The following is a 25,230-nucleotide window of genomic DNA, read 5'->3' as shown; positions in this document are numbered from 1 at the left end:
GGGGCTGTCAACGGCGGGCGCGGGCCGTCTGGTTGCGCCGGGTCAACCACAGGGTGCCCGCCGCGCCCGCGAGCAGCACCGTGCCGCCGAGCGTGCCGAGGGCGATGACCGAGTCGTCGGGGCCGGTCTTGGGGAGCGTGCCGCCGGAGTCCGTACCGGTGTCGCTTCCGGTCGAGCCGCTGGATCCCGATGATCCGCTCGCCGCCGTGACGTCCAGCGTGAGGGACGGGCCGGGGCTGTTGGTGGGGGTGCACGTGGTCGTCGTACCGAGGGCCTTGATGGTGAGAATGGCCGCCGTGAACGTGACCTTGCCGCTCGCCTTCGGGGTGTACGTGCCGGTCAAGTCGTTGATTTTGATGGGGGTGTTGGCGGGGATCGCGGCGGCGTTGGCGGGGCCCGACACGGAGACCGTGCCGCTGTCGGCGCCGCCCACCTTGATGGTGGCGCTCGGGCTCATCGCGCCCTTGCCGAGTTCGACGGGGCTGGACGAGACGCCCTTCTGCCAGGACATGGTGAGCTTGTAGCCGCTGCCGCTCTTGACTCCCTTGATGTCGATCGGCGAGACGGCGGTCTTGACGCCGATCGGTGTCTGGCACTTGTAGTTGACGTCGACCACGTCGGCCCGGGCTGCGGGGGCGGCCATGAATACCGCCGAGCCGGCCAGGGCCGCGACGGACGCGAGCGCTGCGGTTCGTTTCTGGTACGACACGGTCCCCTCATTCCTGACGGCACATCAGATCGGCCGTCAAGGTACGCCCGGGGTCGTGAGGAGGGAAGGCAAAGCGCACGCCGGAGTTGTGACGATCCGGCGTGCGTCAGTTGTCGGGGAAACGATTTTCTTGTGGGGCCGTCGCCCGCGCTACGCCGGTGCTCCCAGCTCCGCCCACACGGTCTTTCCGGTGACCCCCGGAGTCCGTACGACCCCCCAGTCCAGGCACAGCCGCTGCACGATGAACATGCCGTGGCCGCCGGGGCGGCCGGCGCGGTGCGGGGTTCTGGGGGCGGGCTGGCCGGTGCCGCGGTCGGAGACCTCGACCCGGATCACCTTGTTCTCGCAGGTGATCCACATCTCGTCCGGTCCTTCGGCGTGCAGACAGGCGTTGGTGACCAGCTCGGAGACGACGAGGAGCACGTCCTCGGCGGCGGCGCGCCGGTCGGCGCCCTCGGCGGGCAGCCAGCCCCAGGCGTACAGGGCCTGGCGGGCGAAGTCGCGGGCGAGCGGGACGACCCCGCTCTCACCCGCGAAGCTGAGTCTGCGGGTGTGCCGGCCGACGGCCGGTTCGGTGTCGTCCCCGGCGGACGGCACGGAAGCGCCCCCCGCGGGCGCCCCCGCAGCGCCACCGGGCTCCGGGCGGTCGCCCGGCGGGTAGGGCCGGGTGGTGCTCATCAGCGCTTCACCTCACCGATTCACCGGTTCACGAGTCAAGAGTCGGTACGTTTTCAACAGTCAGTAGTACGTGGGCCATGGGCGTTTTCGTCGCTCCGGTCGCCGACAGGTTCAGATGTTCTCCTGCCCGGGCGAACCGGCAAAACACCCCTTATTCGTCGGCGAGAGCAGCCTCAAGGGTGTCGTGGACGGTGAAGACCGCATCCGCCCCTGTGATCTCGAATACGCGCGCCACCGCGGGCTTCATCGCCGCGAGATGCACTCCGCCGTCCGCGGCTTCCGCCTTCAGGCGTGCGCCGAGCAGTACGTTCAAGCCCGTGGAGTCGCAGAACTCCAGCCGTGAGCAGTCCACGACGAGCCGTGCGTGCCCATGGGCGAGCAGGTCGTCCAGCGGTTCGCGCAACAGATCGGCGGTGTGGTGATCCAACTCACCCGCCGGTGTCACGACGGCGCTGAGGCCCTGTTTCCGCACCTCGACCAGAAGCCGGCCAGACTGTGCGCTGCCGACCGTCCCGCGGTCCATGCCGTCTCTCTCTCCCGAGGTCGTGGCTGTTGACGTTCGCCCTGGAACACTACGCCTTCCTCACACTCTCCGACACCCGAACAACCGCCCATAAATGGACATATGGGTACGCACCGCACTTGCGGCGGGCTCCGGAAAACGGGTAGGGCTAGTAGAGACAAGTTTTTGGACATGCGATTACGACCGACCCGACCGACACGACCGGCTTTGGAGGCGCCGCACTCCGCAGTGCACGCACCGGCTCCGGCAGCCATATGCCGAGAACGATGGAGGACACCATGTCACCCCGGCTCGACGCATCGCCTACCCCGACAGCGACGTCGACACCCCCACCGGCACAACTGGATCCCAATCCCATCATCGAGGGGCTCCCGGAGATCCCCCCGTACGACGAGGTCGGAGCCGTAGACGCACGTGCTCTGTCCAAGACGCTCTTCGAGCGGCTGGAGTCCCTCGAAGAAGGGACGCACGCGTACTCGTACGTCCGCAACACGCTCGTCGAACTCAACCTCGCGCTGGTCAAGTTCGCCGCCTCCCGCTTCCGTTCGCGCAGCGAGCCGATGGAGGACATCATCCAGGTCGGCACGATCGGCCTGATCAAGGCGATCGACCGCTTCGAACTCAGCCGCGGCGTCGAGTTCCCCACCTTCGCGATGCCCACCATCGTCGGTGAGATCAAGCGCTTCTTCCGCGACACCTCGTGGTCCGTGCGCGTCCCGCGCCGACTGCAGGAACTCCGGCTCGACCTGGCCAAGGCCGGCGACGAACTGGCCCAGCAACTCGACCGCGCCCCCACCGTGGCCGAGCTGGCGGAGCGCCTGAAGCTCTCCCGCGACGAGGTCGTCGAGGGCATGGCGGCGTCGAACGCCTACACCGCCAGCTCACTCGACGCCCAGCCCGAGGAGGACGACTCCGAGGGCGCGCTCGCGGACCGCATCGGCTACGAGGACCACGGGCTCGAAGGCATCGAGTACGTCGAGTCGTTGAAGCCGCTGATCGCCGAACTCCCGCAGCGGGACCGGCAGATCCTCTCCCTGCGCTTCGTCGCCAACATGACGCAGTCGGAGATCGGCGACGAACTGGGCATCTCGCAGATGCATGTGTCGCGGCTGCTGTCGCGCACGCTGGTGAAGCTGCGAAAGGGACTGACGGTCGAGGAGTGACCCTCGGCCGCCCCTTCGGGGCAGTCGACCTCCCTTGCCTGTTGCCTGTGCTGAGCGCGGCGCGCGTGTGCGTGCGCCGCGCTCAGGCCGTTTGCCGGGTCCGGACTCTTCGGAGTCGGTCAACTCACCGCCCCACTACGGTTGTTGCCCATGACAGCCACCGAGCCGGACATCACCGAACACCTCATCCGGGACCTGTTGCGCGAGCAGTGTCCCGACCTGGCGGACCGCCCGCTGAAGCTCGGCGCGCTCGGCTGGGACAACCAGGTGTGGCGGCTCGGCGACGACCTCGCCGTCCGCCTGCCGTGGGCGACGGAGTCCGCGGACGCGCTGCTGCGCAAGGAACACGCCTGGCTGCCCGGTCTCGCCCCGCGCCTGCCGCTGCCGGTCCCGGTCCCGCAGCGCCTCGGTGAACCCTCCGAACGTTTTCCCCGGCCCTGGCTCGTCACCACCTGGGTCCCCGGCGAGCCGGCCGACCGCGCCCCCGCGACCCGCGCCGCCGAGGCGGCCGTAGCGCTGGCCGACTTCCTGACCGCCCTGCACCGCCCGGCGCCCGAGGGAGCGCCCGCGGGCCGGGACCGCGGTGGCCCGCCGGCCGACCACTCCGAAGGCTTCGCGCGAGGCCTCGCCTCGGCCACCGAACTGGGCCTGATCCGGGACCCGGCCGCCGTCGAGGCGGTCTGGGAGGACGCCGTCGCGGCACCCCGCTGGACGGGTCCCGCACTGTGGCTCCACTGCGACCTGCACCCGGCCAACGTCCTGACCACGAACGGCACTTTCTCCGGCGTGATCGACTTCGGCGACCTCTGCGCAGGCGACCCGGCCTACGATCTCGCCGCCGCCTGGATCCTCCTCCCGGACGGCGCCACGGACCTCTTCCACGAGGCCTACCGTCCCGCCCCGGACGCCGCGACCCTGCGCCGCGCCCGTGGCTGCGCGGTGCTGCGCGCGCTGGCCGGCCTCCACATCGGCCACGCGGGCGACCACGGCCGCCCCGGAGGCAAGCCGACCTGGGGTCCACCCGCCCAGGCCGCGCTACGACGCCTCACCGCGTCGGTCGGCCGGTGATCGGCACCGGAGGTGGGGAAAACGGGCTCGGCCTCCGGCGCACGGTGACAGGACGGGGCCGTAGGCGATGTCGCGGACAGGACAGCAGCCGGAGCGCGGGCCGAACTGGGCGCCAGGGAACGGGAGTTGGACATGGCGGCAGCACAGAACATCGACGAAGTGGTGGACGGGCTCGCCGAGATCGTGCGGGAGGCGACCCGCGCCGGTGACCGGATCGGCTACTTCGCGGCCCTGTACCGAGAGGTGACCGTCGAGATCCGTACGGCCATCCACGCCGGTCAGTTCGAGGACGGCCCCGGATGGACCGTTTCGACACGCTCTTCGGCAACCGCTACTTCGAGGCCCACGACGCCTGGCTCCGCGACCGCGGCGGACCGCGCTGCTGGCGCGAGACGTTCGGACTGCTGGACGACCGCGACACCGTCATCGTCCAGCACCTGATCCTCGGCGTGAACCCGCACATCAACCTGGACCTCGCCGTCGCCGCCGCGCGGACCAGCCCCGGCGCGGACATCCACGCCCTCCAACACGACTACCTGCTGATCAACGACATCCTCGCGCGGGTAGTCCTGGCCGTGCAGGACTCGGTGGACGCCCTGTCCCCGCTCCTGTCACTCCTGGACAGGGTCGGCGGCCGCACCGACGAGCAGATCCTCGACTTCAGCATCGTCCAGTCCCGCCAGGAGGCCTGGCACAACACCGTCATCCTGGCCGGCCAGAACGAAAAGGAACGCGAGGCCACCATCGACCGCCTCGACATCCGAGCCGCCGTACTGGCCCGCCTGATCGCCCGCCCGGGCGCCCTGGTCCGCCCGGCCCTGGAACTGATCCGCCATACGGAGAGCGACGACGTGGCGGCGGCCATCACGCATCTGGACAGTGCGATGAAGCGGGCTTCCGCACAGAAGGGGACGGGGTGAGGCCCGGCGGCCCGATCTGGCGTCGCTGAAGGGTATGCAGAATGGCCGCCGCCCACCCTTCGGCTCGCCCTTCTTCCCTGCCCTCGTCCCGCGCCTGCTCCGCCAGCAGGTGCCGCCAGAAGTGACGAACTGGGCACTATGCCACGCCCAGATCGCACCACACGTACTTGCCGCGCCGCCCGTTCCTCGACAACGGCTGCCAGCCCCAGCCGTCGGCGCAGGCCCGCACCAGCGCGAGCCCTCTCCCCGCCTCGGCGTCCAGCAGATTCGCCAACTGACCCGGCGTTTCAGGGGGTTCGGGGTCCGCGTCCCACGCCCCGACCCGCAGCACCCCCGCCGACCACCGCACCCGGAGCATCGCCGACCCCTTGGTGTGCAGTACCGCATTGGCCACGAGCTCCGTCGCGAGGAGTTCGGCAGTGTCCGCGACGCCGATGAGTCCGTGCACGGTGAGGACCAGGCGCAGGGTGCGGCGGCAGACAGTGACGGCACGGCGGTCGTTCGGGATGGAGAGGAAGTACTCCCAGGGTTCGGACTCGGTTTCGGGCATGCGGCAGCTCCAGGTGAGGGGAGGAGTGAGAGGCGGTGGCATTGCCGCAACCGTCATGGCAGGACGAGGCGGTGCGCTTCCGCAGCGTGTACGTCGCATCACCGAGAGTAGGGTGTAAATTCATACCCTCGCAACCGCCTCGCGTAATCTGACCCCGAACGAGGAGTCCCGGAGAGGCAGTTACTCGGATGACCATGCGGAACCAGCCCACCGCTCGACACACGCGTCTGGGTTCCGAGCTGCGCAAACTGCGGGAGGCCGCCGGCAAGCCGGCCAAAGAGGTGGCTGGGCTACTTGGGGCGAGTTCGGCGCACATGAGCCAGATCGAAGCCGGAAGTTCAGCGATCAACGAGGAGCGGCTCCGCAGGCTCGCGGCCCACTGTGCGTGTACGGACGAGGAGTTGATCGAAGCCCTCGTGGCGATGGCGACCGAGCGCACGCGCGGATGGTGGGACGAGTACAAGGGAGTCCTGCCACAGGTGAACCTGGACGTGGCCGAGGCAGAGCATCATGCGAAGTTTCTGCGCGAAGTCGTCATCACGCATGTCCCCGGGCTGCTCCAGACACCGGACTACGCGCGGGCGGTCTTCGGGTACATGCGTCCGGAGCTGCCGGAGAGCGAGCTGGCGCACCGGGTGGACCACCGAATGAAACGGCGAGCCGTCATCGAGGGCGACAACCCGACGCCGTACCAGACGATCATCCACGAGTTCGCACTGCGACTCCGTGTGGCCGACCGCCAGGCGTCCATCGCTCAACTCCGCCGCATCCTGGACGAGATCGAGCGGGGGCACGCCACCGTGCGCGTCATCCCGACCGACCAGGACGGCTTCGCCGGTGCCGGCGCTTCGATGATGTACATGGGCGGTCCACTGGCCCAATTGGACACCGGACTCAGGGACACTCCAGGCGGAACCATGTTCATCGATGCCGAAGCACAGTTGAAACGGCTCCGAACACTCTTCCGTAAGGTGGAGAAGGCATCGCTGGAGCCCACGGCGTCAAGGGACTTCATCCACCACCTGACGAAGGAGCTGTGAGACGCACCATGAGCCACGCCCTGCACTGGCAGAAGTCCACGTTCTCGGACGGCGGCGAAGGCAACACCTGCGTCGAACTCGCCGCCACCACCACCACCCTCCACCTCCGCGAAAGCGACACCCCCACCACCGAACTCACCACCACCACCGCCCCGTTGACCCACCTCATACGCGGCGTGAAGGCGGGCCTGTTCCTCAGCGCAGAATGACCGGGTTGCTCAGAGCCGCCATCCGGCTACCCGGATGACGCACCTCGACGCGGACGAACGCCGACTCCCGCGCACTGGTACGCCACTCCACCGCGCCCACTCCCGCGGCAGACAGCGAAGCGACGTGGGCCTTGCCCGACCCGGTGTGAAAACTAACCACCCCCGAAGGCACACCATGCACGCCCGCCCGAGCCACCACCGGTCTACCGCGGCTCTCCAACTGCCCACCGATGCACACGCGTTGAGCATCGGCTGAGACCGTGAACGACAACTCGACAACGGCCGATTCCGCGATCCAACTCCGCCCGGCCCGAATCCCGGCGAGCACCGCGTCCCTACTCAACTCCCCGGCCCGCACCACGGTGTGCGGAACACCGATCTGGCCCGACAAGTGCGCGTCACTGTTCCCCATCGCCGGCCGCCACCCGCCCTGCCGGATGTCCTCACCGAGACCACGCCCCCACTCCGCCAACGCCGCCTCGTTGTCGGCCTGCCAGGGCAGGTCCGAGCTCCATGGCCCGTTCCACACCTCCACCGCGTCGAACCCCTGGTCCGGATACAGGAACGTGCCCGAGTCGTACGGCGCGTGCGGATGGGCCACGACACACAGCCCACCGCCCCGATGGACTTCGTCCAGCCACCGGCCGATCACCTCGTCCCGCACGCCGTACCGCCAGTCGACCACTTGCCCGTGCCGGACACCCAGCGCGAGCCAGTGCCCGGTACGGGTGGTGACCTCCTGCCCCAGGACCACCAGCAGATCGTCACCGGCACAGCGACCCCAAGTACCATGCGTATCCGCGTTGTTGTGCTCGGTGACCGCGAGAAAGTCCAGCCCGGCCGCACGGGCCTCGCCGGCGAGACTTTCCGGTGTCAGCTCACCGCCGTTCGAGGACACCGAGTGCACGTGGCAGTCGCCTCGGTACCAGCCGTCCGTCCGACCGGCCACGCGCACCTCACTCGGCATCCTCACTCCTTACGCGGCCCGTTCACACGGCGTCCAGCACTCCCGTGATCTTGCGGATCATCTCGGTCATGATGGGACCGGGCTCGCCCTTTACGGTCCGGACGGACTCTTCCACGGCGAGGGTGACGGTGGTGCGGAAGTTGTCGGCCTCGGCCGGGTCCTGCCGGCCGAGCAGACGCATGGTTGCCGTCAGGGCCGGCAGCACCTGGTCGGCGAGTTCGGCCACGGACCTGCCGCTCAGGCCCCCGATCTTCGACTTCTCGGCGAGGACGTGGCCGACCTGACCGGTCGAGGAGGTCAGTGCGATGCTGCCCCGGGCGGCGATCCGGTGCGGCGAGCCGGCCGCACCCGCCGCCGCCATGAGCGACACAGCGCCGTACGCGGCAGTACGCAGAGTGGCCTTGTCCTGGTCGGCGAGGGTGAGGGTGATAGCCATGGTGTGCTCCTTGGAGTGGGCGGGCCTTCCTTCTGACCTTCTGGAACAGAGCTTGCGCCCGGCCGGTTTCACCACGGCCTCATCGCGCTTTCAGCGCACACGCGGAACACGGGAAAATCGTGTATCGCCGCAGATGATGTGCCCCTAGCCTGTAGGCCATGCATCAGGGTCGACGGCGCGACCGGCGTCCAACTCATCGCGTGGGAGCGGAAGCGGCCCGGCACCGGGCTCCCGCTTTCGCGGTCGCGGATGCCGATGTCGTGATCGTCGGCTGTTTCTCCGGCAGGCAGAAGGACTGTGCCGCGCTGATGGATTCGGCGGCGCGGGAGTTGGAGACGCTCGGTGCGCGAGTCGTGGGTCGGATCGTGCAGCGGCGTGGTGTCTCGGACGGCGGGGCGAGGAAGATGGCGCTGCCTTTTTCCGCGCGGACTCTGCTGCCCTACGGGAAGGTCAGGGAAGCAGCGCTGCTCGGTGAGAAGACCGCCGCCGAAGCGGCGGTCTTCGTGACCACTCTGACGCCGCGTCAGCGTCGCGCGCCGACCGGCATGCTCGGCTGTCCCGCCGTAAGTCTCGCTGAAGTCCTGGCAGTTGACTGAAGGCCGCTCACTCCACCGTCACCGACTTCGCCAGGTTCCGGGGCTGGTCCACCTCGTTGCCGCGGGCCGTGGCGAGTTCGCAGGCGAAGACCTGCAACGGGACGGTGGCGACGAGGGGTTGCAGCAGAGTCGGGGTGGCGGGGATCCGGATCAGGTGGTCGGCGTACGGGACGACCGTCTCGTCGCCCTCCTCCGCGATCACGATGGTCATCGCGCCCCGCGCCCGGATCTCCTGGATGTTGGACACGATCTTGTCGTGGAGGACGGAACGGCCGCGCGGGGACGGCACGACGACCACGACCGGCATGCCCTCCTCGATCAGGGCGATCGGTCCGTGCTTCAACTCCCCCGCCGCGAAGCCCTCGGCGTGCATGTACGCCAACTCCTTGAGTTTCAGGGCACCTTCGAGAGCGACCGGGTAGCCGACGTGCCGTCCCAGGAAGAGCACGGTGTTCTTGGCAGCCACCGATCGCGCCAACTCCCGTACCGGCTCCATGGTTTCCAGCACCCGTTCGACCTCGCCGGAGATCTGCGAGAGGTCGCGGATGACGGCCTGGATCTCGTCGCCCCACTTGGTGCCCCGCACCTGGCCGAGATACAGGGCGACCAGGTAGCACGCCACCAGCTGTGTCAGGAACGCCTTCGTCGACGCCACGGCGACCTCCGGGCCGGCGTGCGTGTAGAGCACCGCGTCCGACTCACGGGGAATCGTCGACCCGTTGGTGTTGCAGATGGCCAGGACTTTTGAGCCCTGCTCCCTCGCGTGCCGCAGCGCCATCAGCGTGTCCATCGTCTCGCCGGACTGCGAGATGGCGATGACCAGGGACCGCGCGCCCAGGATCGGGTCCCGGTAGCGGAACTCGCTCGCCAGTTCCACCTCGCACGGGATGCGCGTCCAGTGCTCGATGGCGTACTTGGCGATCAGCCCGGCGTGGAAGGCCGTACCGCAGGCGACGATGACGACCTTGTCGATCTCGCGGAGTTCGTGGACGGGGATGCGGACCTCGTCCAGCGTCAGCAGGCCCGCCGCGTCGATCCGGCCGAGCAGGGTGTCGGCGACCGCCTTCGGCTGCTCGGCGATCTCCTTGAGCATGAAGTAGTCGTAGCCGCCCTTCTCGGCGGCGGAGGCGTCCCAGTCGACGTGGTAGGAGCGGACCTCGGCCGGAGCGCCGTCGAAACCGGTGACCGTCACCCCGTCGCGGCGCAGCTCGACCACCTGGTCCTGGCCCAGTTCGATCGCGGACCGGGTGTGGGCGATGAACGCGGCGACGTCGGAGGCGAGAAAGGCCTCGCCCTCGCCGACCCCGACCACGAGCGGCGAGTTGCGGCGCGCGCCGACGACCACGTCCGGCTCGTCCGCGTGCACGGCGACCAGCGTGAACGCGCCCTCCAGGCGTCGGCACACCTGCCGCATCGCCTCCGCGAGGTCCGCGCACGCCGAGAACTCCTCGGCCAGCAGATGCGCGACCACCTCGGTGTCCGTGTCGGAGGCGAGATCGTGGCCGCGCTCGGTCAACTCGGCCCGCAGACAGGCGAAGTTCTCGATGATGCCGTTGTGGACGACGGCGACCCGGCCGGCGTTGTCGAGATGAGGATGCGCATTCGCGTCCGTAGGACCGCCGTGCGTGGCCCAGCGTGTGTGCCCGATACCGGTCGACCCCGCCGGCAGCGGCCGATCAACCAGTTCCTTCTCCAGATTGACGAGTTTCCCGGCCTTCTTGGCCGCCGCCAGCCCGCCGTCGGCGAGCACGGCGACGCCCGCCGAGTCGTAACCCCGGTACTCCAGTCGCTTCAGTCCGGCCATCACCACATCAAGCGCCGACTGCGACCCCACGTATCCCACGATTCCGCACATGCGCGGCAGCCTAGGCGCCGAGGCCCGCCCGAACACGGCACTTCGTGCCCGATTTCGGAAATTCCGGCCACCGGCAGAAGCGCCTGCTAGGGCTTTCGGACACCCGGGGTGACGCACCCCACCCACCACCCCGTTCAAACTCCGTTAACAATGGACTGTGATCTCTCCGGTCTCCCCGATGCCCCGGAGCGCCCACCGGCACAAGCCGGAGGCGACTCCCTACGTCGACCTCACCCGAGCCGAGTGGAGCGCGCTGCGCGACAAGACGCCGCTGCCGCTCACCGCCGACGAGGTCGAGAAGCTGCGCGGCCTCGGTGATGTCATCGACCTCGACGAGGTGCGGGACATCTACCTCCCGCTGTCCAGACTCCTCAACCTCTACGTCGGCGCCACGGACGGCCTCAGAAGCGCGCTGAACACCTTCCTGGGCGAGCAGGGCTCCCAGTCCGGCACCCCGTTCGTGATAGGCGTCGCCGGCTCCGTGGCCGTAGGAAAGTCGACCGTCGCACGTCTCCTCCAGGCGCTGCTCTCCCGCTGGCCCGAGCATCCGCGCGTCGAGCTGGTCACCACCGACGGGTTCCTGCTGCCCACGCGGGAGCTGCGGGCGCGCGGGCTGATGTCGCGGAAGGGCTTCCCGGAGTCGTACGACCGGCGGGCGCTCACCCGTTTCGTCGCCGACATCAAGGCGGGCAAGGACGAGGTCACCGCGCCCGTCTACTCGCATCTCATCTACGACATCGTGCCCGATCAGCGGCTCACCGTCCGGCGGCCGGACATCCTGATCGTGGAGGGGCTGAACGTGCTGCAGCCCGCGCTCCCCGGCAAGGACGGCCGTACGCGGGTCGGTCTCGCCGACTACTTCGACTTCAGTGTGTACGTCGACGCGAGCGCCGAGGACATCGAGCGCTGGTATCTGAACCGGTTCCGCAAGCTGCGGGCCACCGCGTTCCAGAACCCGGACTCCTACTTCCGCAAGTACACCCAGGTCTCCGAGGACGAGGCCGTCGACTACGCCCGCACCCTCTGGCGCACCATCAACAAGCCCAACCTGGTGGAGAACATCGCCCCCACCCGGGGCCGCGCCACCCTGGTCGTCCGCAAGGGCCCCGACCACAAGGTGCGGCGACTCAGCCTGCGGAAGCTGTAGAGCGGCCTGATAGAAGTGCGTCATGCTGCACCTGCGCCTGATCACCCCCGCCGACCGGACCGACGACGTGGTCCGGCTGATCGAGACGACCGTCGGCACCACGCACCTCGTCGTGCTGACCGGCGCCGCCCGCAACCCGACCGGCGATGTCGTGATGTGCGACGTCGCCCGCGAGGCCGGTGACGAACTCATCGGCGGGCTGAGGGAGTTGGGGGTCGACCGGACCGGCTCGATTGCCGTCGAGAACATCGACCTGTCGTTGTCGGAGCGGGCGGACACCGCTCAGGACGAGGCGCCCGGCGAGGGTGCGGACGCGGTGTTGTGGGAGCACCTGGCCGACGCGACGCACGAGGAGTCGACGCTCACCGTCACCTACGTCGCGTTCCTGACCGTCGCCACGATGCTCGCGGCCTGCGGTGTGATGCTGGACAACGCGATCCTGATCGTGGGCGCGATGGCGGTGGGACCGGAGTTCGGGCCGCTCGCGGGGATCTCCACGGCGCTGGTGCGGAAGGCGCCGCGGCTGGTGTGGCGGTCGCTGTGGGCGCTGCTGGCCGGGTTCGCCGCGGCCATGGTGCTGACGGCGGGCTTCAGTTGGCTGGTGGACGCCTTCGGACTGTTCGAGAAGTCCATGGTGGAGGCGGCCCGGCCCAACACCGCCTTCATCTGGAAGCCCGACTGGATGTCCTTCGTCGTGGCCTTCCTGGCCGGCATCGCGGGCACGCTGTCGCTGACGTCCGCCAAGTCCGGTGCGCTGATCGGCGTGGCGATATCGGTGACGACCGTACCGGCCGCCGCGAACGCCGCCGTGGCCTTCAGCTACCGGGACTACTCCCAGACGTGGGGCTCCACTTGGCAGCTCCTCGCCAACCTCGGCGGGATCGTGGTCGCGGGCACACTCACGCTGCTGGCACAGAAAACCATCTGGGCCTGGCAGCGTGAGCGCACCGCCGCTCAACTCACGTAACCGGCCGCCGACTTCACGACCACCGGCTCAACCCTCTTAAGCGAGCGCCGACTTCACGGCATCCGCCAACCGCCCGGCCACCGACCGCGCCTGGTCGATGTCAGCGGCCTCGACCATCACCCGTACCAACGGCTCCGTACCGGACGGCCGCAGCAACACCCGCCCCGTGGACCCGAGTTCACGCTCAGCCTCGGCAACCGCAGCCGCCAGATCCGCAGACGTGCCCACCCGAGTCCGGTCCACGTCCGGCACGTTGATGAGTACCTGCGGCAGCCGCACCATCACGGACGCGAGGTCCTTGAGCGTACGGCCGGTGTCGGCGACCCGGGCCGCCAGCATCAGGCCGGTCAGCGTGCCGTCGCCGGTGGTCGCGTGGTCCAGGATGATGACGTGCCCGGACTGCTCGCCGCCCAGCGCGTAGCCGTGTTCCTTCATCTCCTCCAGGACATAGCGGTCGCCGACCGCGGTCTGGACGAGGGTCAGGCCCTCGCGTTCCATGGCCAGTTTGAAGCCGAGGTTCGACATGACGGTCGCGACGACGGTGTCGGAGCGCAGTGCGGAACGCTCCCGCATCGCCAGCGCGAGTACGGCCATGATCTGGTCCCCGTCGACCTCTTCGCCGGTGTGGTCCACGGCCAGGCAGCGGTCGGCGTCACCGTCGTGCGCGATGCCGAAGTCGGCGCCGTGCTCGACGACGGCGGCCTTGAGCAGCCCGAGGTGGGTGGAGCCGCAGCCGTCGTTGATGTTGAGGCCGTCGGGGTCGGTGCCGATGGTGATGATCTCGGCGCCGGCCCGGGAGAAGGCCTCCGGGGAGACGCGGGCGGCGGCGCCGTGCGCCTCGTCGAGGACGATCTTCAGCCCGTCGAGCCGGTTCGGGAGCACGCCGATGAGGTGGGCGACGTACTGGTCGAAGCCTTCGTTGTAGTGCCGGACCCGGCCGACGCCCGAGCCGGTCGGGCGGTCCCAGGGGGCGCCGGTGCGGTGCTCCTCGTAGACCTTCTCGATCCGGTCCTCCAGCTCGTCGTCGAGCTTGTGCCCGCCGCGCGCGAGGAACTTCAGTCCGTTGTCGGGCATGGCGTTGTGGCTCGCGGAGAGCACCACACCGAGGTCGGCGCCCAGCACACCGGTGAGATACGCCACCGCGGGGGTGGGCAGCACACCGACGAGCAGTACGTCCACTCCCGAGCTGGCGAGGCCGGCGACCACGGCGGCCTCCAGGAACTCCCCGGACGCGCGCGGGTCCCGCCCGACCACGGCCGTTGCCCGGTGGCCTTCGAAGGTGCCCGCCTCGGCGAGCACATGTGCCGCCGCGACGGAGAGGCCGAGGGCCAGTTCGGCCGTCAGATCCGCGTTGGCGACACCGCGCACGCCGTCCGTGCCGAAGAGTCGTCCCACTTGTCCTCCTGAGGAAGGCGAAAGTTCTGCAGGGCGAAAGTCCTGCGTTCCAGGCATAGGATGCCTGGCCATCCGATCACACAAGCCTTTGAGCGCCTTGTGCCGTTATACGCCCCGGACTGTGATAAACGAACGCCCCGACGGCACGAGTGGCGTGCCGCCGGGGCGTTCGGAGTACAGACAGCAGGCGAGATTTAGCGCTTGCTGTACTGCGGAGCCTTGCGGGCCTTCTTGAGACCGGCCTTCTTGCGCTCGACCGCACGGTCGTCGCGACGGAGGTAACCGGCCTTCTTGAGGGCGGCGCGGTTGTTGTCCACGTCGGCCTCGTTCAGCGCGCGGGCCACGCCGAGGCGCAGGGCGCCGGCCTGGCCGGAGACGCCGCCACCCGAGATGCGGGCGATGACGTCGTAGCGGCCGTCGAGCTCGAGCACCTTGAAGGGCTCGTTGACTTCCTGCTGGTGGACCTTGTTCGGGAAGTAGTCCTCGAGCGTGCGCCCGTTGACCTTCCACTTGCCGGTGCCGGGCACGATGCGAACGCGCGCGATGGCGTTCTTGCGGCGGCCCAGGCCGGCGGCCGGCTGCGGGTCGCCGAAGCGGCCGGCGAGCGACTCCGAGGTGTACTCGCCCTCGACGGGCACCTCGGACTCGGTGGTGTAGCTCTCGATGTCGACGAGCTCGGTCTCGGTGTCTTCGACCGGCTGCTCAACGGTGGTCTCGGCCACGGTTCTCCTCAGATTCTTTTCTGTCTTAGGGGGTGTGGCCGGAACTACTGCGCGACCTGGGTGATCTCGAACGGCACCGGCTGCTGGGCAGCGTGCGGGTGCTGGTCGCCCGAGTAGACCTTCAGCTTGCTGATCATCTGACGGCCCAGGGTGTTCTTGGGGATCATGCCCTTGATGGCCTTCTCGACGGCCTTCTCGGGGTTCTTCGCCAGCAGCTCGTCGTAGCGGACGGAGCGCAGACCACCCGGGTAGCCGGAGTGGCGGTACGCCAGCTTCTGGGTCTTCTTGTTGCCGGACAGGTGAACCTTGTCGGCGTTGATGATGATGACGAAGTCGCCCATGTCCATGTGCGGGGCATAGGTCGGCTTGTGCTTGCCACGGAGGAGGTTCGCGGCAGTGGTAGCCAGACGGCCCAGGACGATGTCCTGCGCGTCGATGACGTGCCACTGGCGAGTCACATCGCCGGGCTTGGGGCTGTACGTACGCACTTCGCAGCCTTCTTCTTCAGTGGATGGGTGCTGAAACATGGCATCACTGAAGCGATCGTGCAGCTGGGGACGACAGTGCCGGGTCCAGCGCCCGTATGCCGCCCACTGGTAACTGCTCCAGGGAACCTACGTAAGGGCCTCTCGCGTGAGAACGACCAAGCCGATACGCATAACAAACCGCAAGAGTACTCGCGCTGCCCCGGACGGGTCAAAACGGGGTGCGACCTGCCGGCCACCCGCGATTTCGCGGAGCCCGGAAGCGTTCGCCGCGGCAGCGCACGGCGATGGTCCGGACACATACCGTGACGGCTCCAACGCCAGTTGCTCCAGGGCTCATTGAGACGCACGTGCACGGCCGTTGCCCCGTCTAGGATGCGACCCATGAGCTTTGGGCAGGGGGGACCCCAGTCCCAGTGGGATCCCTGGAAACCGCAATCGCAGCAGCCGTGGGGCGGCAACGTCGACGACGAGACCCCGGACTGGGCCGCGCTCGCCGACCGGGCGGAGACGCGCAACCGACGCAAGAGACTGCTGCTCATAGGCGGCGGCGCGGTCGCGACGATAGCCGTCGGGACGGCCGTGGCCATGGCCGTGGTGTCGGCGAACGGCGACGACACCGCCTCCGGGAAGCCGACGAACCTGCCCGCGAGCGGGTCCCTGCCGAGCGTCGGCGCCACCTCGCCGTCCTTCGCGCCGACCAGCGCGCCGCCGCCGCTGGACCCGAAGGAGTTCATCTCCAGCAAGGCCAAGGACACCGCGCCGCTCAGCGCGGAACTCCTGTTCCCCGGCACGCAGTTGACCATGGGCTCGACCGTGTACAAGAAGGGCCCGACGGCCGACACCACCAACTGTGCCCCGGCCGCCCAGTCGACCCTCCCGAAGGTCCTCACGGCCAACGGCTGCACCCGCCTGATGCGCGTCACCTACACCAAGGACAACGTCGCGGTGACGGTCGGCGTGGCCGTCTTCGACTCGGAGGCCCAGGCGACGAAGGTCAAGACCCAGGCGGACAAGAAGGCCGTCATCCGGTCGCTGTCCGGCAAGGGCGTCAAGCCGTTCTGCGACGGCGCGGTGTGCCGCACGACCACCAACTCCTACGGCCGCTACGCCTACTTCACGATCGCCGGCTTCACCAACGGCACGGACGTGACGACGAAGGACACCAAGGTCTTCACCACCGGCGACGACCTGGCCGAGTTCGCGTTCCGCCAGATCGGCAGGCGGGGCGAGGCACAGGCCTCGGCGGCGGCGCAGAACTAGAAACGGCGCCCGCGCCGACCCCTCTTCTCCCGTACGGGGCAGAATCACCCCGGGTCGGTCGGGGAGGGGTCGGGGATCATGCGCATGCGCGGGCGGGTTCAGCTCATCGCGGCCGGGGTGTCCGCCGCCGCGCTCGCCCCGCTGGCCTGGTGGGCGACCCGGCACGAGTCCACCGGGCAGGGCCCGGGCGAGGTCCCCGCGGAGCTGCGCGACCGCGATCCCAAGGCGACGCCCGCCGCCCGGAACGTTTACGCGCTGCTGGCCGGCCTGGAGAACAGGGCCCGGCGCGGCGAGGCCTCCCGGACGGTCATCGGCCAGCACGTGGAGCTGCAGAACGAGCGCTATAACGTGTCGTACGGCGACTACCGGGGCCTGAAGCAGCCGGGCTACTACTACAAGAAGGCCCAGGACATCACCGGCCGGCTGCCCGGCTTCGTGGAGCTGGACCTGGGCCCCGGGTACGGCCAGCCGGGCTGGGCGGTGGGCGAGTCCCGCTCGTACTCCCGCGCCTGGCCCGGCTGCCGGCGCCTGTGGGGGTACGCCGAGGACGCGGTGGATCTCGCGGTCGGGGTGTGGGCGGGTCTGCCCCGGGCCGCCGACGGCTCGTACCGGCCCTCCGGCACGCACACGGACTGCGGTGCGGGCGGCGCGGAGATCTCGCTGCCGCACAACGGGGGTGCACCGGCGGGCATCGTCGGTTTCTCCTTCCACCAGCCGTACCCGGGCAGCGAGATCAAGGGGTTCCCGCAGACCCTGCACGGCAACTCGCCGGCCGCGAAGGACCCCGGCTGGTTCAGCCGGGTCGTCACCGAGGGCACCGCCGAGCACCGGGCCCTGCTGCACGACCTGGACTATCTCGCGGACCACCTCGGCTACCTGGCGGAACGCGGTGTGCCGGTGCTGCTGCGGCCGTACCACGAGATGAACACGGCACTGGGCCACGGGTTCTGGTGGTCGGGGCAGGATCCGGCCGTATACCAAAAACTGTGGCGTGCGACATACGACCATCTCGTCACCCGGCGCGGCCTGCACAATCTGATCTTCGTGTGGGCGCCGGTCGCCTGGGACGGCTCGCGTCACCCGTCGCCGCACGCCTACTACCCCGGTGGCCGTTACGTGGACGTGGTCGGTGTCGACGACTACAGCGGCTCCCCGGAGAAGCCGTACGGGCCGGGCGCCTGGACGGAGGTCTGGTACCGGGGGCTGGAGCGGTACCGCAGGCCCAGGGCCATGGCCGAGTCCTTCCATGTCCCGCTGAACGCGGCGCAGCCGCACACCCTGAGCCGGACTCCCTGGGTGCTGTGGAGCGTGTGGGGGCAGGCTCTGTCGTACGACAACGTCTCCGCGCCGACGGGCCAGAACACGGTGGCCGATGTGCGCGGAACCTACGCCTCCACGCAGGTGATCACGGCTTCGGCCGCTATATGGACATCACTGCACAAGAGCCAGTTTGATTAACTTTTGACTACACCTTTCACACCCGTATTCCTTGCGTGAAGCAAGTGTGCGACGATCGTGCAGCTGTTCGGCCAGCGTTTTTTGGGCGCCCGGGGGGGCTTCTGAGTGGCCGAGGCGCCAACGAAGGCGTCGGGGGCAGAACCCGAAGTAAACGAGCGCGACGCGCGTAGGCGTGCCGTGCCGAGATCTGCTGCTGCCTCGACGCACCACCGATCTCATGGGAGTTCCGCAGTCGTGACAACGACACTGGTCGACGGGGGTATGCCGCATTCGCGGCACAACGCGAAACTGGCACAGCGCACCGCCTCGTGGAAGCCGGGGATCCTGCCGTTCGTCGTCCCCCTGGTGTTCCTGCTCGTCTTCAGTCTGTGGTCGTACACCCCGAGCGACTCACCGCTCGCCTGGGTGATCACCATCTGCTGGGCACTGCCGGTACCCGGTGTCCTGGTCTCCTTCCAGGGCTTCATGCTGATCCGCCGACGGCTGCGCAGGGCCCACCTGATGACCCCGCCCGCTCCGGTCGACCAGGACTTCCTGATCACGCTCGTGCCCACCATCGGCCGGCACGACACGTACCCGGCCCTGGAGCGCTCCGTCCTCTCCTACGTGGAGCACCTCCCCGAGTGGTTCCCGTACATGCGGGTGGACGTCCTCACCGAAGAGGGCTGCGAGGCGGCCGAGCGGATCGACGCGCTGGCGGCGACCTCGCCCCTGATCCGGGTGGTCACCGTGCCGAAGGCCTACGAGACCGAGAACGGCACCCGCTTCAAGGCCCGCGCCAACAACTACGCCCATGAGCTGCGCATCGAGGAGGGCGAGGCCCTCGACCACGTGTGGGTGCTGCACATGGACGACGACACCGGTGTGGGCCCCGACACCGCGGCCTCCCTCGCCCAGTTCATCAACCGCCAGCGCCGTGCGACCCCGGAAGAGGTCAAGCACATGGCGCAGGGCATCCTCACGTACCCGCGCGAGAACGCGGTGTCCAAGCTCACCTGGTTCGCCGACGCCATCCGCCCCGCCGACGACATCGCGCGGTTCCGTGCCTTCACCGGTCTCGGCACCCCGGCCGCGGGCGTGCACGGCGAACTGCTCGTGCTGCGGGCGTCCATCGAGGCCGAGATCGGCTGGGACTTCGGCCCCAAGGAGATCGTCGAGGACGCCCGGCTGGCGCTGACGTTCTGCCGTATCTACCCCGGCCGCAGCGACTGGTTCAACGGCCGCTGCTACGGCGCCTCCCCGGCCAACGCGAAGGACTTCATCAAGCAGCGCGAGCGCTGGGCCTGGGGCCTGGTCGCCCTCTGCTGCAACCGCAAAGTCCCGCTCCGCTACCGCTGGTTCCTGACCATCTGCGTGACGAGCTGGATCCTGGGCCCGCTGCAGCACGTCGGCACGATCATTTTCGTCGGCTGGTTCATCGGCAACATGAACACCTCGCCCGTGACCCAGTCCGTGGTCATCCTGTGGTCGATCAGCTTCGCCTATGTGATCTGGGCGTACTGGGAAGGGCTGCGGCTCAACGCGATCGCCTCGGCGAACGGCAAGCGCAAGTGGTGGGAGCCCATGGCGGTGCTCCTGATGCTGCCCCTGTTCTCCCTCCTCGAAGGAATCGGCGGCATCAAGGGCCTCTGGAAGTTCGTGCGCCGCGAGGAGAACAAGTTCGTCGTCATCGCCAAGCCCGCCTGATCCGAAGAGAAGAAACGACACGTCATGAAGCGCGCCCGCCTGCCTCTGCTCGCCGTGCTGCCCGTATCCGTCATCTCCTTCGTGCTCGTGGTGCCGTTCGTCGCCGGTGACCATCCGCTGCGCTGGGAATCGGGCTCGATGCTGCCGACCCTCGTCCTCAAGGGGGACAAGACCACGACGCCGAAGACCACCTCCGCCGACGGCACCACCCCGGACACCTCGGCCCCGGCCGACGCGAGCCCCGCCAAGGTCACCGAGGAGTGGAAGAAGGGCATGCCGCAGTGGGGCGTCCAGCTCTACTGGGAGGACAACCCCAAGCACTCCCTCAAGTACGTCGAGCAGCAGGCCAGGACCCAGGCCGAGTACGTGGTCGGCCTGCACGCCAACTCGATCAGCGTGAGCTTCCCCTTCTACACCGGCACCCGTACGTCCACGAAGATCAGCCGGGGCGACAAGACCCCCACCCCCGAGCGGCTCGCCCAGGTCCTCCGGATCTTCCACGAGGCCGGGCTGCGGACGACCGTACGGCCGCTCATGGACGAGAAGTCCCTCGACACCGCCAACGGCGGCTGGCGCGGAAACATCAAGCCCACCGACCGCGCCGCCTGGTTCGCCTCCTACAAGGCGTTCATGACGCCCTATCTGAAGGCGGCCCACAGTGAGCGGGCGGCGAGCTTCGTCATCGGCACCGAGCTGAACTCCATGGAGGGCGACCCCCGTTGGGAGGCGCTCGTGCACGGCGCCGAGCAGACCTTCAGCGGCGAGGTCGCGTACGACGCGAACTGGGACAACTACGTCGAGGGTCCGATCACCATGCCCGTCACCCACCTCGGTGTCGACGCGTACTTCCCGGTGAAGGTCGCGGACACCGCGTCGGTGACCACCCTCGTCGCCGGCTGGAACGACTGGCTGGACAAGAAGGCCACCGGACCGCTGCCGAAGATCACCATCTCCGAGGCCGGCATCGGTGCCATGAACGGCGCCTACCACTCCCCCGGCAACTTCTACGCCAAGCGGACCGTCAACCCGCAGGTGCAGGCCAACTGGTACACGGCCGTCTGCAAGGTCGTCCAGGAACGGAAGATGAGCGGCGTCTATTGGTGGTCGGTCTACTTCGACACCAACCCGAACGTCAAACCCGACGACAAGATCGCCTCCCGGCTCGACTTCGCCGGTCGCCCGCTCTCCGAGAAGGCCATCAAGTCCTGTTTCACCTCCGACTACGCGGGCCCCGGTACCACGACCGCCGGCTGACGAGAGCGAGGCAATCATGCGCGAAGCCATCATTCTGGTGGGCGGCAAGGGAACCCGGCTGCGCCCCCTGACGAACCACACCCCGAAGCCGCTGCTCGGCGTGGCGGGTTCCTCCTTCATCCGGCACCAGATCGCCAAGCTGATGGACGCCGGCGTCGAGCACGTCGTGTTCGCCACCTCCTATCTCGCCGGCCTCTTCGAGGAGGAGTTCAAGAACTTCGCCCAGGGCCTGGAGATCTCCTACGCCGTCGAGGAGGTCCCGCTCGGCACCGGCGGCGCGATCCGCAACGCCGGCCGGCTGCTGCGCGGCGACGCCCCCGACGCCCCGGTCCTCGTCCTCAACGGCGACATCCTGTCCGGCGTCGACCTGGGCGGCATCGTGGAACTCCACGAGGCCCGGGAAGCGGACGTGACCCTGCACCTCACCCGGGTCGCCGACCCGCGCGCCTTCGGCCTGGTCCCCACCGACGGGGCCGGCCGGGTGCTGTCCTTCCTGGAGAAGCCGAAGACCGCCGAGGAGTGCGTCACCGACCAGGTCAACGCCGGCTGCTACGTGTTCCGCCGGTCCGTCCTCGACGCCATCCCGGCCGGCCGCGAGGTCTCCGTCGAGCAGGAGACCTTCCCGCAGCTCGTCGCCCAGGGCCGGCCCATCGTCGGCCACACGACCGACGACTACTGGCGCGACCTCGGTACCCCGCTGGCCTTCGTCCACGGCTCCGCCGACCTGGTCACCGGCAAGGTGACCTCCCCCCTCGTGGAGCGGTACGCCCAGGCCCTGATCCACCCCACGGCCACCATCGCCCCGACCGCCCGTGTCACGGGCGGCTCGACGATCGGCCCGCAGGCCGTCATCGGCCCGCACGTGGTCGTCGACCGCTCCATCATCGGCGGCGGTGTCACCGTGGCCGAGGGCGCCCGGATCCACGAGTCGGTGGTGGACCACGACTCCACGATCGGCCGGGAATCGCTCCTGCGCGAGGTCGTGGTCGGCTGCCACGCGCACATCGGCGCGGAGAACGAACTGCCCGCCCAGCTGCGGCTGTCGTGCGGCATCCGCATCCCCGCCCAAGGCGTCCGCGTCAGCGGCACGGCCGCCGCCTGCCTGACGGCCCACTGAATTCACCGGCCCGCCCCCACCGGCCCGTCCGGACAGTTACTGGAGAACCGTGACGACCCTCACCCGCCATCGAGCAACGGCCCCGAAGACAGAGCGTCTTCGCAAGTACCGGCCGGACATCCAGGGCCTGCGTGCCGTCGCCATCATGATGGTGGTCAGCATGCACGTCGGCCTGGTCGACATCCACGGCGGTGTGGATGTGAGCTTCGTGCTGAGCGGCTTCCTGATCGGCAGCCAGCTGCTCGCCGAGATCGACAAGACCGGCAAGGTGTCGCTGAGCAAGTTCTGGGCGCGCCGCATGCGGCGGCTCGCCCCGGGCATGGCGCTCGTCATCGTCGTCACCGCGGGCCTGGCATGGCTCTACGCCAGCCCGCTCAGGTTCCGCTCCGACATGAAGGACGGCCTCTCCTCGGCGCTCAGCGTCATGAACTGGCGCCTCGCCGAGACCGGCACCGACTACTTCGCCAACGACGGCACCCAGTCCCCGTACCAGCACTTCTGGTCACTGGGCATCGAGGAGCAGTTCTATCTGGCCGCCCCGATCGCACTCGTCGCCGTGGCCTGGCTCAGCCGTCTGGTCTTCCGCAACCGCGCCCTGGTCGCGGTGTTCCTCGTGGCCGTGGTGGCCGGCTCGCTGTATCTGTCCGTCAAGCAGACCGCCTCGAACCAGCCCCTCGCGTACTTCGGCACCCAGACCCGTATCTGGGAACTCGCCTGCGGCATCCTCCTCGCCCTGAGCGCGCCCCTCCTGTCCCGGATGAACGTCGGTCTCGCGGGCGTCGTCTCCTGGCTGGGCCTCGTCACCACGATCGGCACCGCGCTCCTCATCACCAAGGAGACGCCCCTGCCCGGATACGCGGTGGGCGGCCCGGTACTCGGCGCCTGCATGATCATCGCCGGCGGCTGCGCGGCTCCCCGCCTGGGCGTGGAACGGCTGCTGGACAACCCGGTGTTCAACTTCATCGGAAACGTCAGCTACGGCTGGTACCTCTGGCACTGGCCGATCCTCATCCTCTGGCCGGACATCGTGGGCCGGGACATGTCGTACTCGGACCGCTTCCGCGTCGTCTTCCTGTCGTTCTTCCTCGCGATCCTCATGTACTACAGCTTCGAACTCCGCTTCAGGACGAACAAGGAACTGGTCGCCCGCCCCTGGAAGGGCATCCTCACCGGCGCCACCGCCATCGCCGCGGCGGCCGGGGCCATGGCCTTCGCGATGGTCGCTCCGCTGAACCTCTCGACCTCGGGCTCCGTCGCGAGCTCGGGCAGCGTCGGCTACTCCGACGCCGACTCGGTGAAGAGCTCCGTACTGCAGAAGAAGCTCTCGGCCACCACCCTCAACGCCCTCCCGAACTCCAAGGAGGACCACACCCACTACGGCTGCATCGACGACACCGACGTCAAGAAGTTCGTCATGCGCGACAACTGCGTCATCGGCGACACCGCGGGCAGGACCACGACGGTCGTCATCGGCGACTCGCACGCCTGGCAGTGGGGCGACGCCTTCCACCAGCTCGGACAGCAGCTGCACACCAAGGTGGTGACCATGGCGAAGGGCGGCTGCTCCCCCGAGATCTACTCGATCACCAACCCCGAGCTGAACCGCGAGTACTCCGAGTGCGACAGCTGGCGGCAATCGGCGTTCGAGGAGATCAAGACACTCCACCCCGAAGTGGTCGTCGTCACCAGCCGTATCCGCCAGGAGGTGACGGAGTCCGGCGCGGAGAAGGCCTTCAAGGTCCTGGAGGCGTCCGGCGCCAAGCTCATCTACATCACGGACACACCCCAGCCCGGCAGGAACGTCCCGGACTGCCTCGCCACCCACACCGACGACGTCCCCGCCTGCAACCCCAAGCAGGACGCGGCCATCCAGTTCCCCGCGTTCCGGGCCACCGAGCAGAAGGTGGCCGTACGGCACGGCGCCGAGGTCATCGACGTACTGCCCGCGTTCTGCGCGAGCGGCGTCTGCCCGACCGTGATCTCCCACCAGATCGTCTACTTCGACTCCAGCCACATCACGGCCGGCTACGCGAAGTCCCTGGCCCCCTACCTCAAGCCGACCCTGCAGAAGGCCCTGGCCGGCTGATCAGTTCACGACCCCCCGCACCCGGCGGGCCTGCCGCTGCCGCTCCGCCAGCAGTTCGTCCGCCGGGTACGCGACCTCCTCCAGCGTCAGCCCGTGCGGCCGTACGACATGCACGGCACTGTCCCGCACCCCCGCGTCCAGCACCTTCCGTGGCCAGTCCGCGCCCCGGTGCCCGTCGCCGACGAACAGCAACGCGCCGGCCATGGACCGCACTTGGTTGTGGCAGAAGGCATCGGCACGGACTTCGATCTCGACGACACCATCACCCCGCCGCCGCACCCCGAAGTCGAGGATCTCCCGGATCGTCGTCGCCCCCTCGCGCTTCTTGGCGTAGGCGGCGAAGTCATGTTCCCCCACAAGGGACTTGGCGGCGGCATCCATCACGTCGACGTCCAACTCCCAGTCGTGCCACAGCACATGGTTCCGCAGCAGGGGGTCCACTCCCCCCGGCCGGTCCCCGACCCGGTAGACGTAACGCCGCCACAGCGCCGCGAACCGCGCGTTGAAGCCCTCGGGAGCCTCCGCGACCCCCCACACCCGCACGTCCTTCGGCAGCCGCCCCGCGAGCCGCTTCAGCAGCTTCTCCCGGTGCTCCGCCCACACCTCCCCCGGCAGATCGACATGCGCCACCTGCCCCCGCGCATGCACCCCGGCATCGGTCCGCCCCGCCACGGTCAGGTCGTACGCCGCCGCCCCCGCCCGCGTCACGGTCCGCAACGCGTCCTCGACCTCCCCCTGAACGGTCCGCCGCCCCCCGGCCTGCTTGGCCCACCCGGAGAACAGGGTCCCGTCGTAGGAAAGGTCGAGCCGTACGCGTACGAACCCGGCCGCCACTTCGTCACTCACACCGAGATCCTTTCAGGTACACAAAAGCGGGCCCGTCCCTCGAAAGGAACGGGCCCACTGAAGCGCCCCGATAGGGGCGCGGGGCTGTGC

The 25,230-nt window shown here is 68.9% G+C and carries 24 protein-coding genes and 1 pseudogene; 14 read left to right on the top strand and 11 right to left on the bottom strand.

The annotated features are described in order from the left end of the window. Positions 1-7: 7 nt before the first annotated feature. From OH768_RS31445 to OH768_RS31435, 3 genes are all read right to left on the bottom strand, one after another. Complete coding sequence (locus OH768_RS31445) at positions 8-709, bottom strand: LPXTG cell wall anchor domain-containing protein (protein WP_406459175.1); 702 nt, start codon at positions 707-709, stop codon at positions 8-10. A gap of 150 nt (positions 710-859) precedes the next feature. Then, a complete protein-coding gene (locus OH768_RS31440; protein ID WP_406459173.1) occupies positions 860-1,387 on the bottom strand; it encodes an ATP-binding protein in 528 nt (175 codons plus the stop codon). Positions 1,388-1,538: 151 nt separating this feature from the next. Further along, positions 1,539-1,910 carry an STAS domain-containing protein gene (locus tag OH768_RS31435; protein WP_406459171.1) on the bottom strand — a complete coding sequence of 124 codons (372 nt, stop codon included), beginning with the start codon at positions 1,908-1,910 and terminating at the stop codon, positions 1,539-1,541. 278 nt (positions 1,911-2,188) lie between these two features. Here OH768_RS31435 and OH768_RS31430 point away from each other — a divergent pair, with 278 nt between their 5' ends. From OH768_RS31430 to OH768_RS31420, 3 genes and pseudogenes are all read left to right on the top strand, one after another. After that, the gene (locus OH768_RS31430; RefSeq protein ID WP_019072256.1) at positions 2,189-3,073 is read left to right on the top strand and encodes an RNA polymerase sigma factor SigF; all 885 of its coding nucleotides are present in this window, start codon (positions 2,189-2,191) and stop codon (positions 3,071-3,073) included. A 150-nt stretch (positions 3,074-3,223) separates the two neighbouring features. Further along, positions 3,224-4,141, top strand: a complete 918-nt coding sequence (locus OH768_RS31425; RefSeq protein ID WP_406459168.1) for an aminoglycoside phosphotransferase family protein — start codon at positions 3,224-3,226, stop codon at positions 4,139-4,141. A gap of 132 nt (positions 4,142-4,273) precedes the next feature. Then, positions 4,274-5,061 (top strand): annotated as a pseudogene (locus tag OH768_RS31420) (DUF5995 family protein). A 136-nt stretch (positions 5,062-5,197) separates the two neighbouring features. On the opposite strand, the gene OH768_RS31415 reads toward OH768_RS31420, so the two are convergent. Then, complete coding sequence (locus OH768_RS31415; protein WP_406459166.1) at positions 5,198-5,611, bottom strand: ATP-binding protein; 414 nt, start codon at positions 5,609-5,611, stop codon at positions 5,198-5,200. A 188-nt stretch (positions 5,612-5,799) separates the two neighbouring features. Between OH768_RS31415 and OH768_RS31410 the strand changes: the two genes are divergently transcribed. Then, positions 5,800-6,651 carry a helix-turn-helix domain-containing protein gene (locus tag OH768_RS31410; RefSeq protein WP_406459164.1) on the top strand — a complete coding sequence of 284 codons (852 nt, stop codon included), beginning with the start codon at positions 5,800-5,802 and terminating at the stop codon, positions 6,649-6,651. Positions 6,652-6,659: 8 nt separating this feature from the next. Continuing rightward, the gene (locus OH768_RS31405) at positions 6,660-6,860 is read left to right on the top strand and encodes a DUF397 domain-containing protein (RefSeq protein WP_406465514.1); all 201 of its coding nucleotides are present in this window, start codon (positions 6,660-6,662) and stop codon (positions 6,858-6,860) included. Here OH768_RS31405 and OH768_RS31400 read toward each other — a convergent pair. After that, positions 6,847-7,827 carry a CehA/McbA family metallohydrolase gene (locus OH768_RS31400; protein WP_406459162.1) on the bottom strand — a complete coding sequence of 327 codons (981 nt, stop codon included), beginning with the start codon at positions 7,825-7,827 and terminating at the stop codon, positions 6,847-6,849. The two genes, OH768_RS31405 and OH768_RS31400, sit on opposite strands and share 14 nt — an antisense overlap. A 22-nt stretch (positions 7,828-7,849) precedes the next feature. Then, positions 7,850-8,263 (bottom strand): hypothetical protein, encoded by a 414-nt coding sequence (locus tag OH768_RS31395; protein ID WP_406459160.1) that lies wholly within the window; start codon positions 8,261-8,263, stop codon positions 7,850-7,852. A gap of 200 nt (positions 8,264-8,463) precedes the next feature. Between OH768_RS31395 and OH768_RS31390 the strand changes: the two genes are divergently transcribed. Further along, positions 8,464-8,859, top strand: a complete 396-nt coding sequence (locus tag OH768_RS31390; RefSeq protein WP_406459158.1) for a hypothetical protein — start codon at positions 8,464-8,466, stop codon at positions 8,857-8,859. 7 nt (positions 8,860-8,866) lie between these two features. Here OH768_RS31390 and glmS read toward each other — a convergent pair whose 3' ends face one another. Then, positions 8,867-10,714 (bottom strand): glutamine--fructose-6-phosphate transaminase (isomerizing), encoded by a 1,848-nt coding sequence (gene glmS, locus OH768_RS31385; protein WP_406459156.1) that lies wholly within the window; start codon positions 10,712-10,714, stop codon positions 8,867-8,869. Positions 10,715-10,892: 178 nt separating this feature from the next. Between glmS and coaA the strand changes: the two genes are divergently transcribed. Both coaA and OH768_RS31375 read left to right on the top strand, forming a co-directional pair. After that, positions 10,893-11,861 carry a type I pantothenate kinase gene (coaA, locus tag OH768_RS31380; protein ID WP_406459154.1) on the top strand — a complete coding sequence of 323 codons (969 nt, stop codon included), beginning with the start codon at positions 10,893-10,895 and terminating at the stop codon, positions 11,859-11,861. A 22-nt stretch (positions 11,862-11,883) separates the two neighbouring features. Further along, positions 11,884-12,828, top strand: coding sequence for a DUF389 domain-containing protein (locus tag OH768_RS31375; protein ID WP_406459152.1), 945 nt, complete (start codon positions 11,884-11,886; stop codon positions 12,826-12,828). Between the two features lie 36 nt (positions 12,829-12,864). Here OH768_RS31375 and glmM read toward each other — a convergent pair whose 3' ends face one another. The 3 genes from glmM to rplM form a co-directional block, all read right to left on the bottom strand. Then, the gene (gene glmM, locus OH768_RS31370) at positions 12,865-14,223 is read right to left on the bottom strand and encodes a phosphoglucosamine mutase (protein ID WP_406459150.1); all 1,359 of its coding nucleotides are present in this window, start codon (positions 14,221-14,223) and stop codon (positions 12,865-12,867) included. A gap of 194 nt (positions 14,224-14,417) precedes the next feature. Next, a complete protein-coding gene (gene rpsI / locus OH768_RS31365) occupies positions 14,418-14,945 on the bottom strand; it encodes a 30S ribosomal protein S9 (protein WP_262064184.1) in 528 nt (175 codons plus the stop codon). A gap of 44 nt (positions 14,946-14,989) precedes the next feature. After that, the gene (gene rplM / locus OH768_RS31360; protein WP_013001400.1) at positions 14,990-15,433 is read right to left on the bottom strand and encodes a 50S ribosomal protein L13; all 444 of its coding nucleotides are present in this window, start codon (positions 15,431-15,433) and stop codon (positions 14,990-14,992) included. Between the two features lie 381 nt (positions 15,434-15,814). Between rplM and OH768_RS31355 the strand changes: the two genes are divergently transcribed. From OH768_RS31355 to OH768_RS31330, 6 genes are all read left to right on the top strand, one after another. Next, positions 15,815-16,693, top strand: a complete 879-nt coding sequence (locus tag OH768_RS31355; protein WP_406459147.1) for a hypothetical protein — start codon at positions 15,815-15,817, stop codon at positions 16,691-16,693. 84 nt (positions 16,694-16,777) lie between these two features. Next, positions 16,778-18,151, top strand: a complete 1,374-nt coding sequence (locus tag OH768_RS31350) for a glycoside hydrolase family 26 protein (protein WP_406459145.1) — start codon at positions 16,778-16,780, stop codon at positions 18,149-18,151. 234 nt (positions 18,152-18,385) lie between these two features. Next, positions 18,386-19,837, top strand: coding sequence for a glycosyltransferase family 2 protein (locus OH768_RS31345; protein WP_406459143.1), 1,452 nt, complete (start codon positions 18,386-18,388; stop codon positions 19,835-19,837). Positions 19,838-19,861: 24 nt separating this feature from the next. Next, positions 19,862-21,091: a glycoside hydrolase family 113 gene (locus OH768_RS31340; protein ID WP_406459141.1), complete on the top strand. Its 1,230-nt coding sequence runs from the start codon at positions 19,862-19,864 to the stop codon at positions 21,089-21,091. 16 nt (positions 21,092-21,107) lie between these two features. Further along, a complete protein-coding gene (locus OH768_RS31335) occupies positions 21,108-22,208 on the top strand; it encodes a sugar phosphate nucleotidyltransferase (RefSeq protein ID WP_406459139.1) in 1,101 nt (366 codons plus the stop codon). Between the two features lie 49 nt (positions 22,209-22,257). After that, entirely contained in the window at positions 22,258-24,294 is a 2,037-nt protein-coding gene (locus OH768_RS31330; protein WP_406459137.1) for an acyltransferase family protein, read from the top strand. Here the strand turns inward: OH768_RS31330 and truA are convergent, their stop codons facing one another. Further along, positions 24,295-25,140: a tRNA pseudouridine(38-40) synthase TruA gene (truA, locus tag OH768_RS31325; protein ID WP_406459135.1), complete on the bottom strand. Its 846-nt coding sequence runs from the start codon at positions 25,138-25,140 to the stop codon at positions 24,295-24,297. Between the last annotated feature and the right edge of the window lie 90 nt (positions 25,141-25,230).

Origin of the sequence: Streptomyces sp. NBC_01622 (genome assembly GCF_045209635.1) — a bacterium.
Taxonomy (GTDB): Bacteria; Actinomycetota; Actinomycetes; order Streptomycetales; family Streptomycetaceae; genus Streptomyces.
The sequence above is the reverse complement of the archived record's forward strand: the minus strand, read 5'-3'. Positions and strand labels throughout refer to the sequence as shown.

Excerpts from the sequence above, each read along its gene's own strand:
- OH768_RS31355 (WP_406459147.1), top strand. The coding sequence starts at position 15,815 with ATGAGCTTTGGGCAGGGGGGACCCCAGTCCCAGTGGGATCCCTGGAAA.
- OH768_RS31375 (WP_406459152.1), top strand. The coding sequence starts at position 11,884 with ATGCTGCACCTGCGCCTGATCACCCCCGCCGACCGGACCGACGACGTG.
- OH768_RS31435 (WP_406459171.1), bottom strand. The coding sequence starts at position 1,910 with ATGGACCGCGGGACGGTCGGCAGCGCACAGTCTGGCCGGCTTCTGGTC.
- OH768_RS31430 (WP_019072256.1), top strand. The coding sequence starts at position 2,189 with ATGTCACCCCGGCTCGACGCATCGCCTACCCCGACAGCGACGTCGACA.
- OH768_RS31340 (WP_406459141.1), top strand. The coding sequence starts at position 19,862 with ATGAAGCGCGCCCGCCTGCCTCTGCTCGCCGTGCTGCCCGTATCCGTC.
- OH768_RS31415 (WP_406459166.1), bottom strand. The coding sequence starts at position 5,611 with ATGCCCGAAACCGAGTCCGAACCCTGGGAGTACTTCCTCTCCATCCCG.
- coaA (WP_406459154.1), top strand. The coding sequence starts at position 10,893 with ATGCCCCGGAGCGCCCACCGGCACAAGCCGGAGGCGACTCCCTACGTC.
- OH768_RS31350 (WP_406459145.1), top strand. The coding sequence starts at position 16,778 with ATGCGCGGGCGGGTTCAGCTCATCGCGGCCGGGGTGTCCGCCGCCGCG.
- OH768_RS31440 (WP_406459173.1), bottom strand. The coding sequence starts at position 1,387 with ATGAGCACCACCCGGCCCTACCCGCCGGGCGACCGCCCGGAGCCCGGT.
- OH768_RS31425 (WP_406459168.1), top strand. The coding sequence starts at position 3,224 with ATGACAGCCACCGAGCCGGACATCACCGAACACCTCATCCGGGACCTG.
- OH768_RS31395 (WP_406459160.1), bottom strand. The coding sequence starts at position 8,263 with ATGGCTATCACCCTCACCCTCGCCGACCAGGACAAGGCCACTCTGCGT.
- OH768_RS31400 (WP_406459162.1), bottom strand. The coding sequence starts at position 7,827 with ATGCCGAGTGAGGTGCGCGTGGCCGGTCGGACGGACGGCTGGTACCGA.
- OH768_RS31410 (WP_406459164.1), top strand. The coding sequence starts at position 5,800 with ATGACCATGCGGAACCAGCCCACCGCTCGACACACGCGTCTGGGTTCC.
- OH768_RS31405 (WP_406465514.1), top strand. The coding sequence starts at position 6,660 with ATGAGCCACGCCCTGCACTGGCAGAAGTCCACGTTCTCGGACGGCGGC.
- OH768_RS31335 (WP_406459139.1), top strand. The coding sequence starts at position 21,108 with ATGCGCGAAGCCATCATTCTGGTGGGCGGCAAGGGAACCCGGCTGCGC.
- glmS (WP_406459156.1), bottom strand. The coding sequence starts at position 10,714 with ATGTGCGGAATCGTGGGATACGTGGGGTCGCAGTCGGCGCTTGATGTG.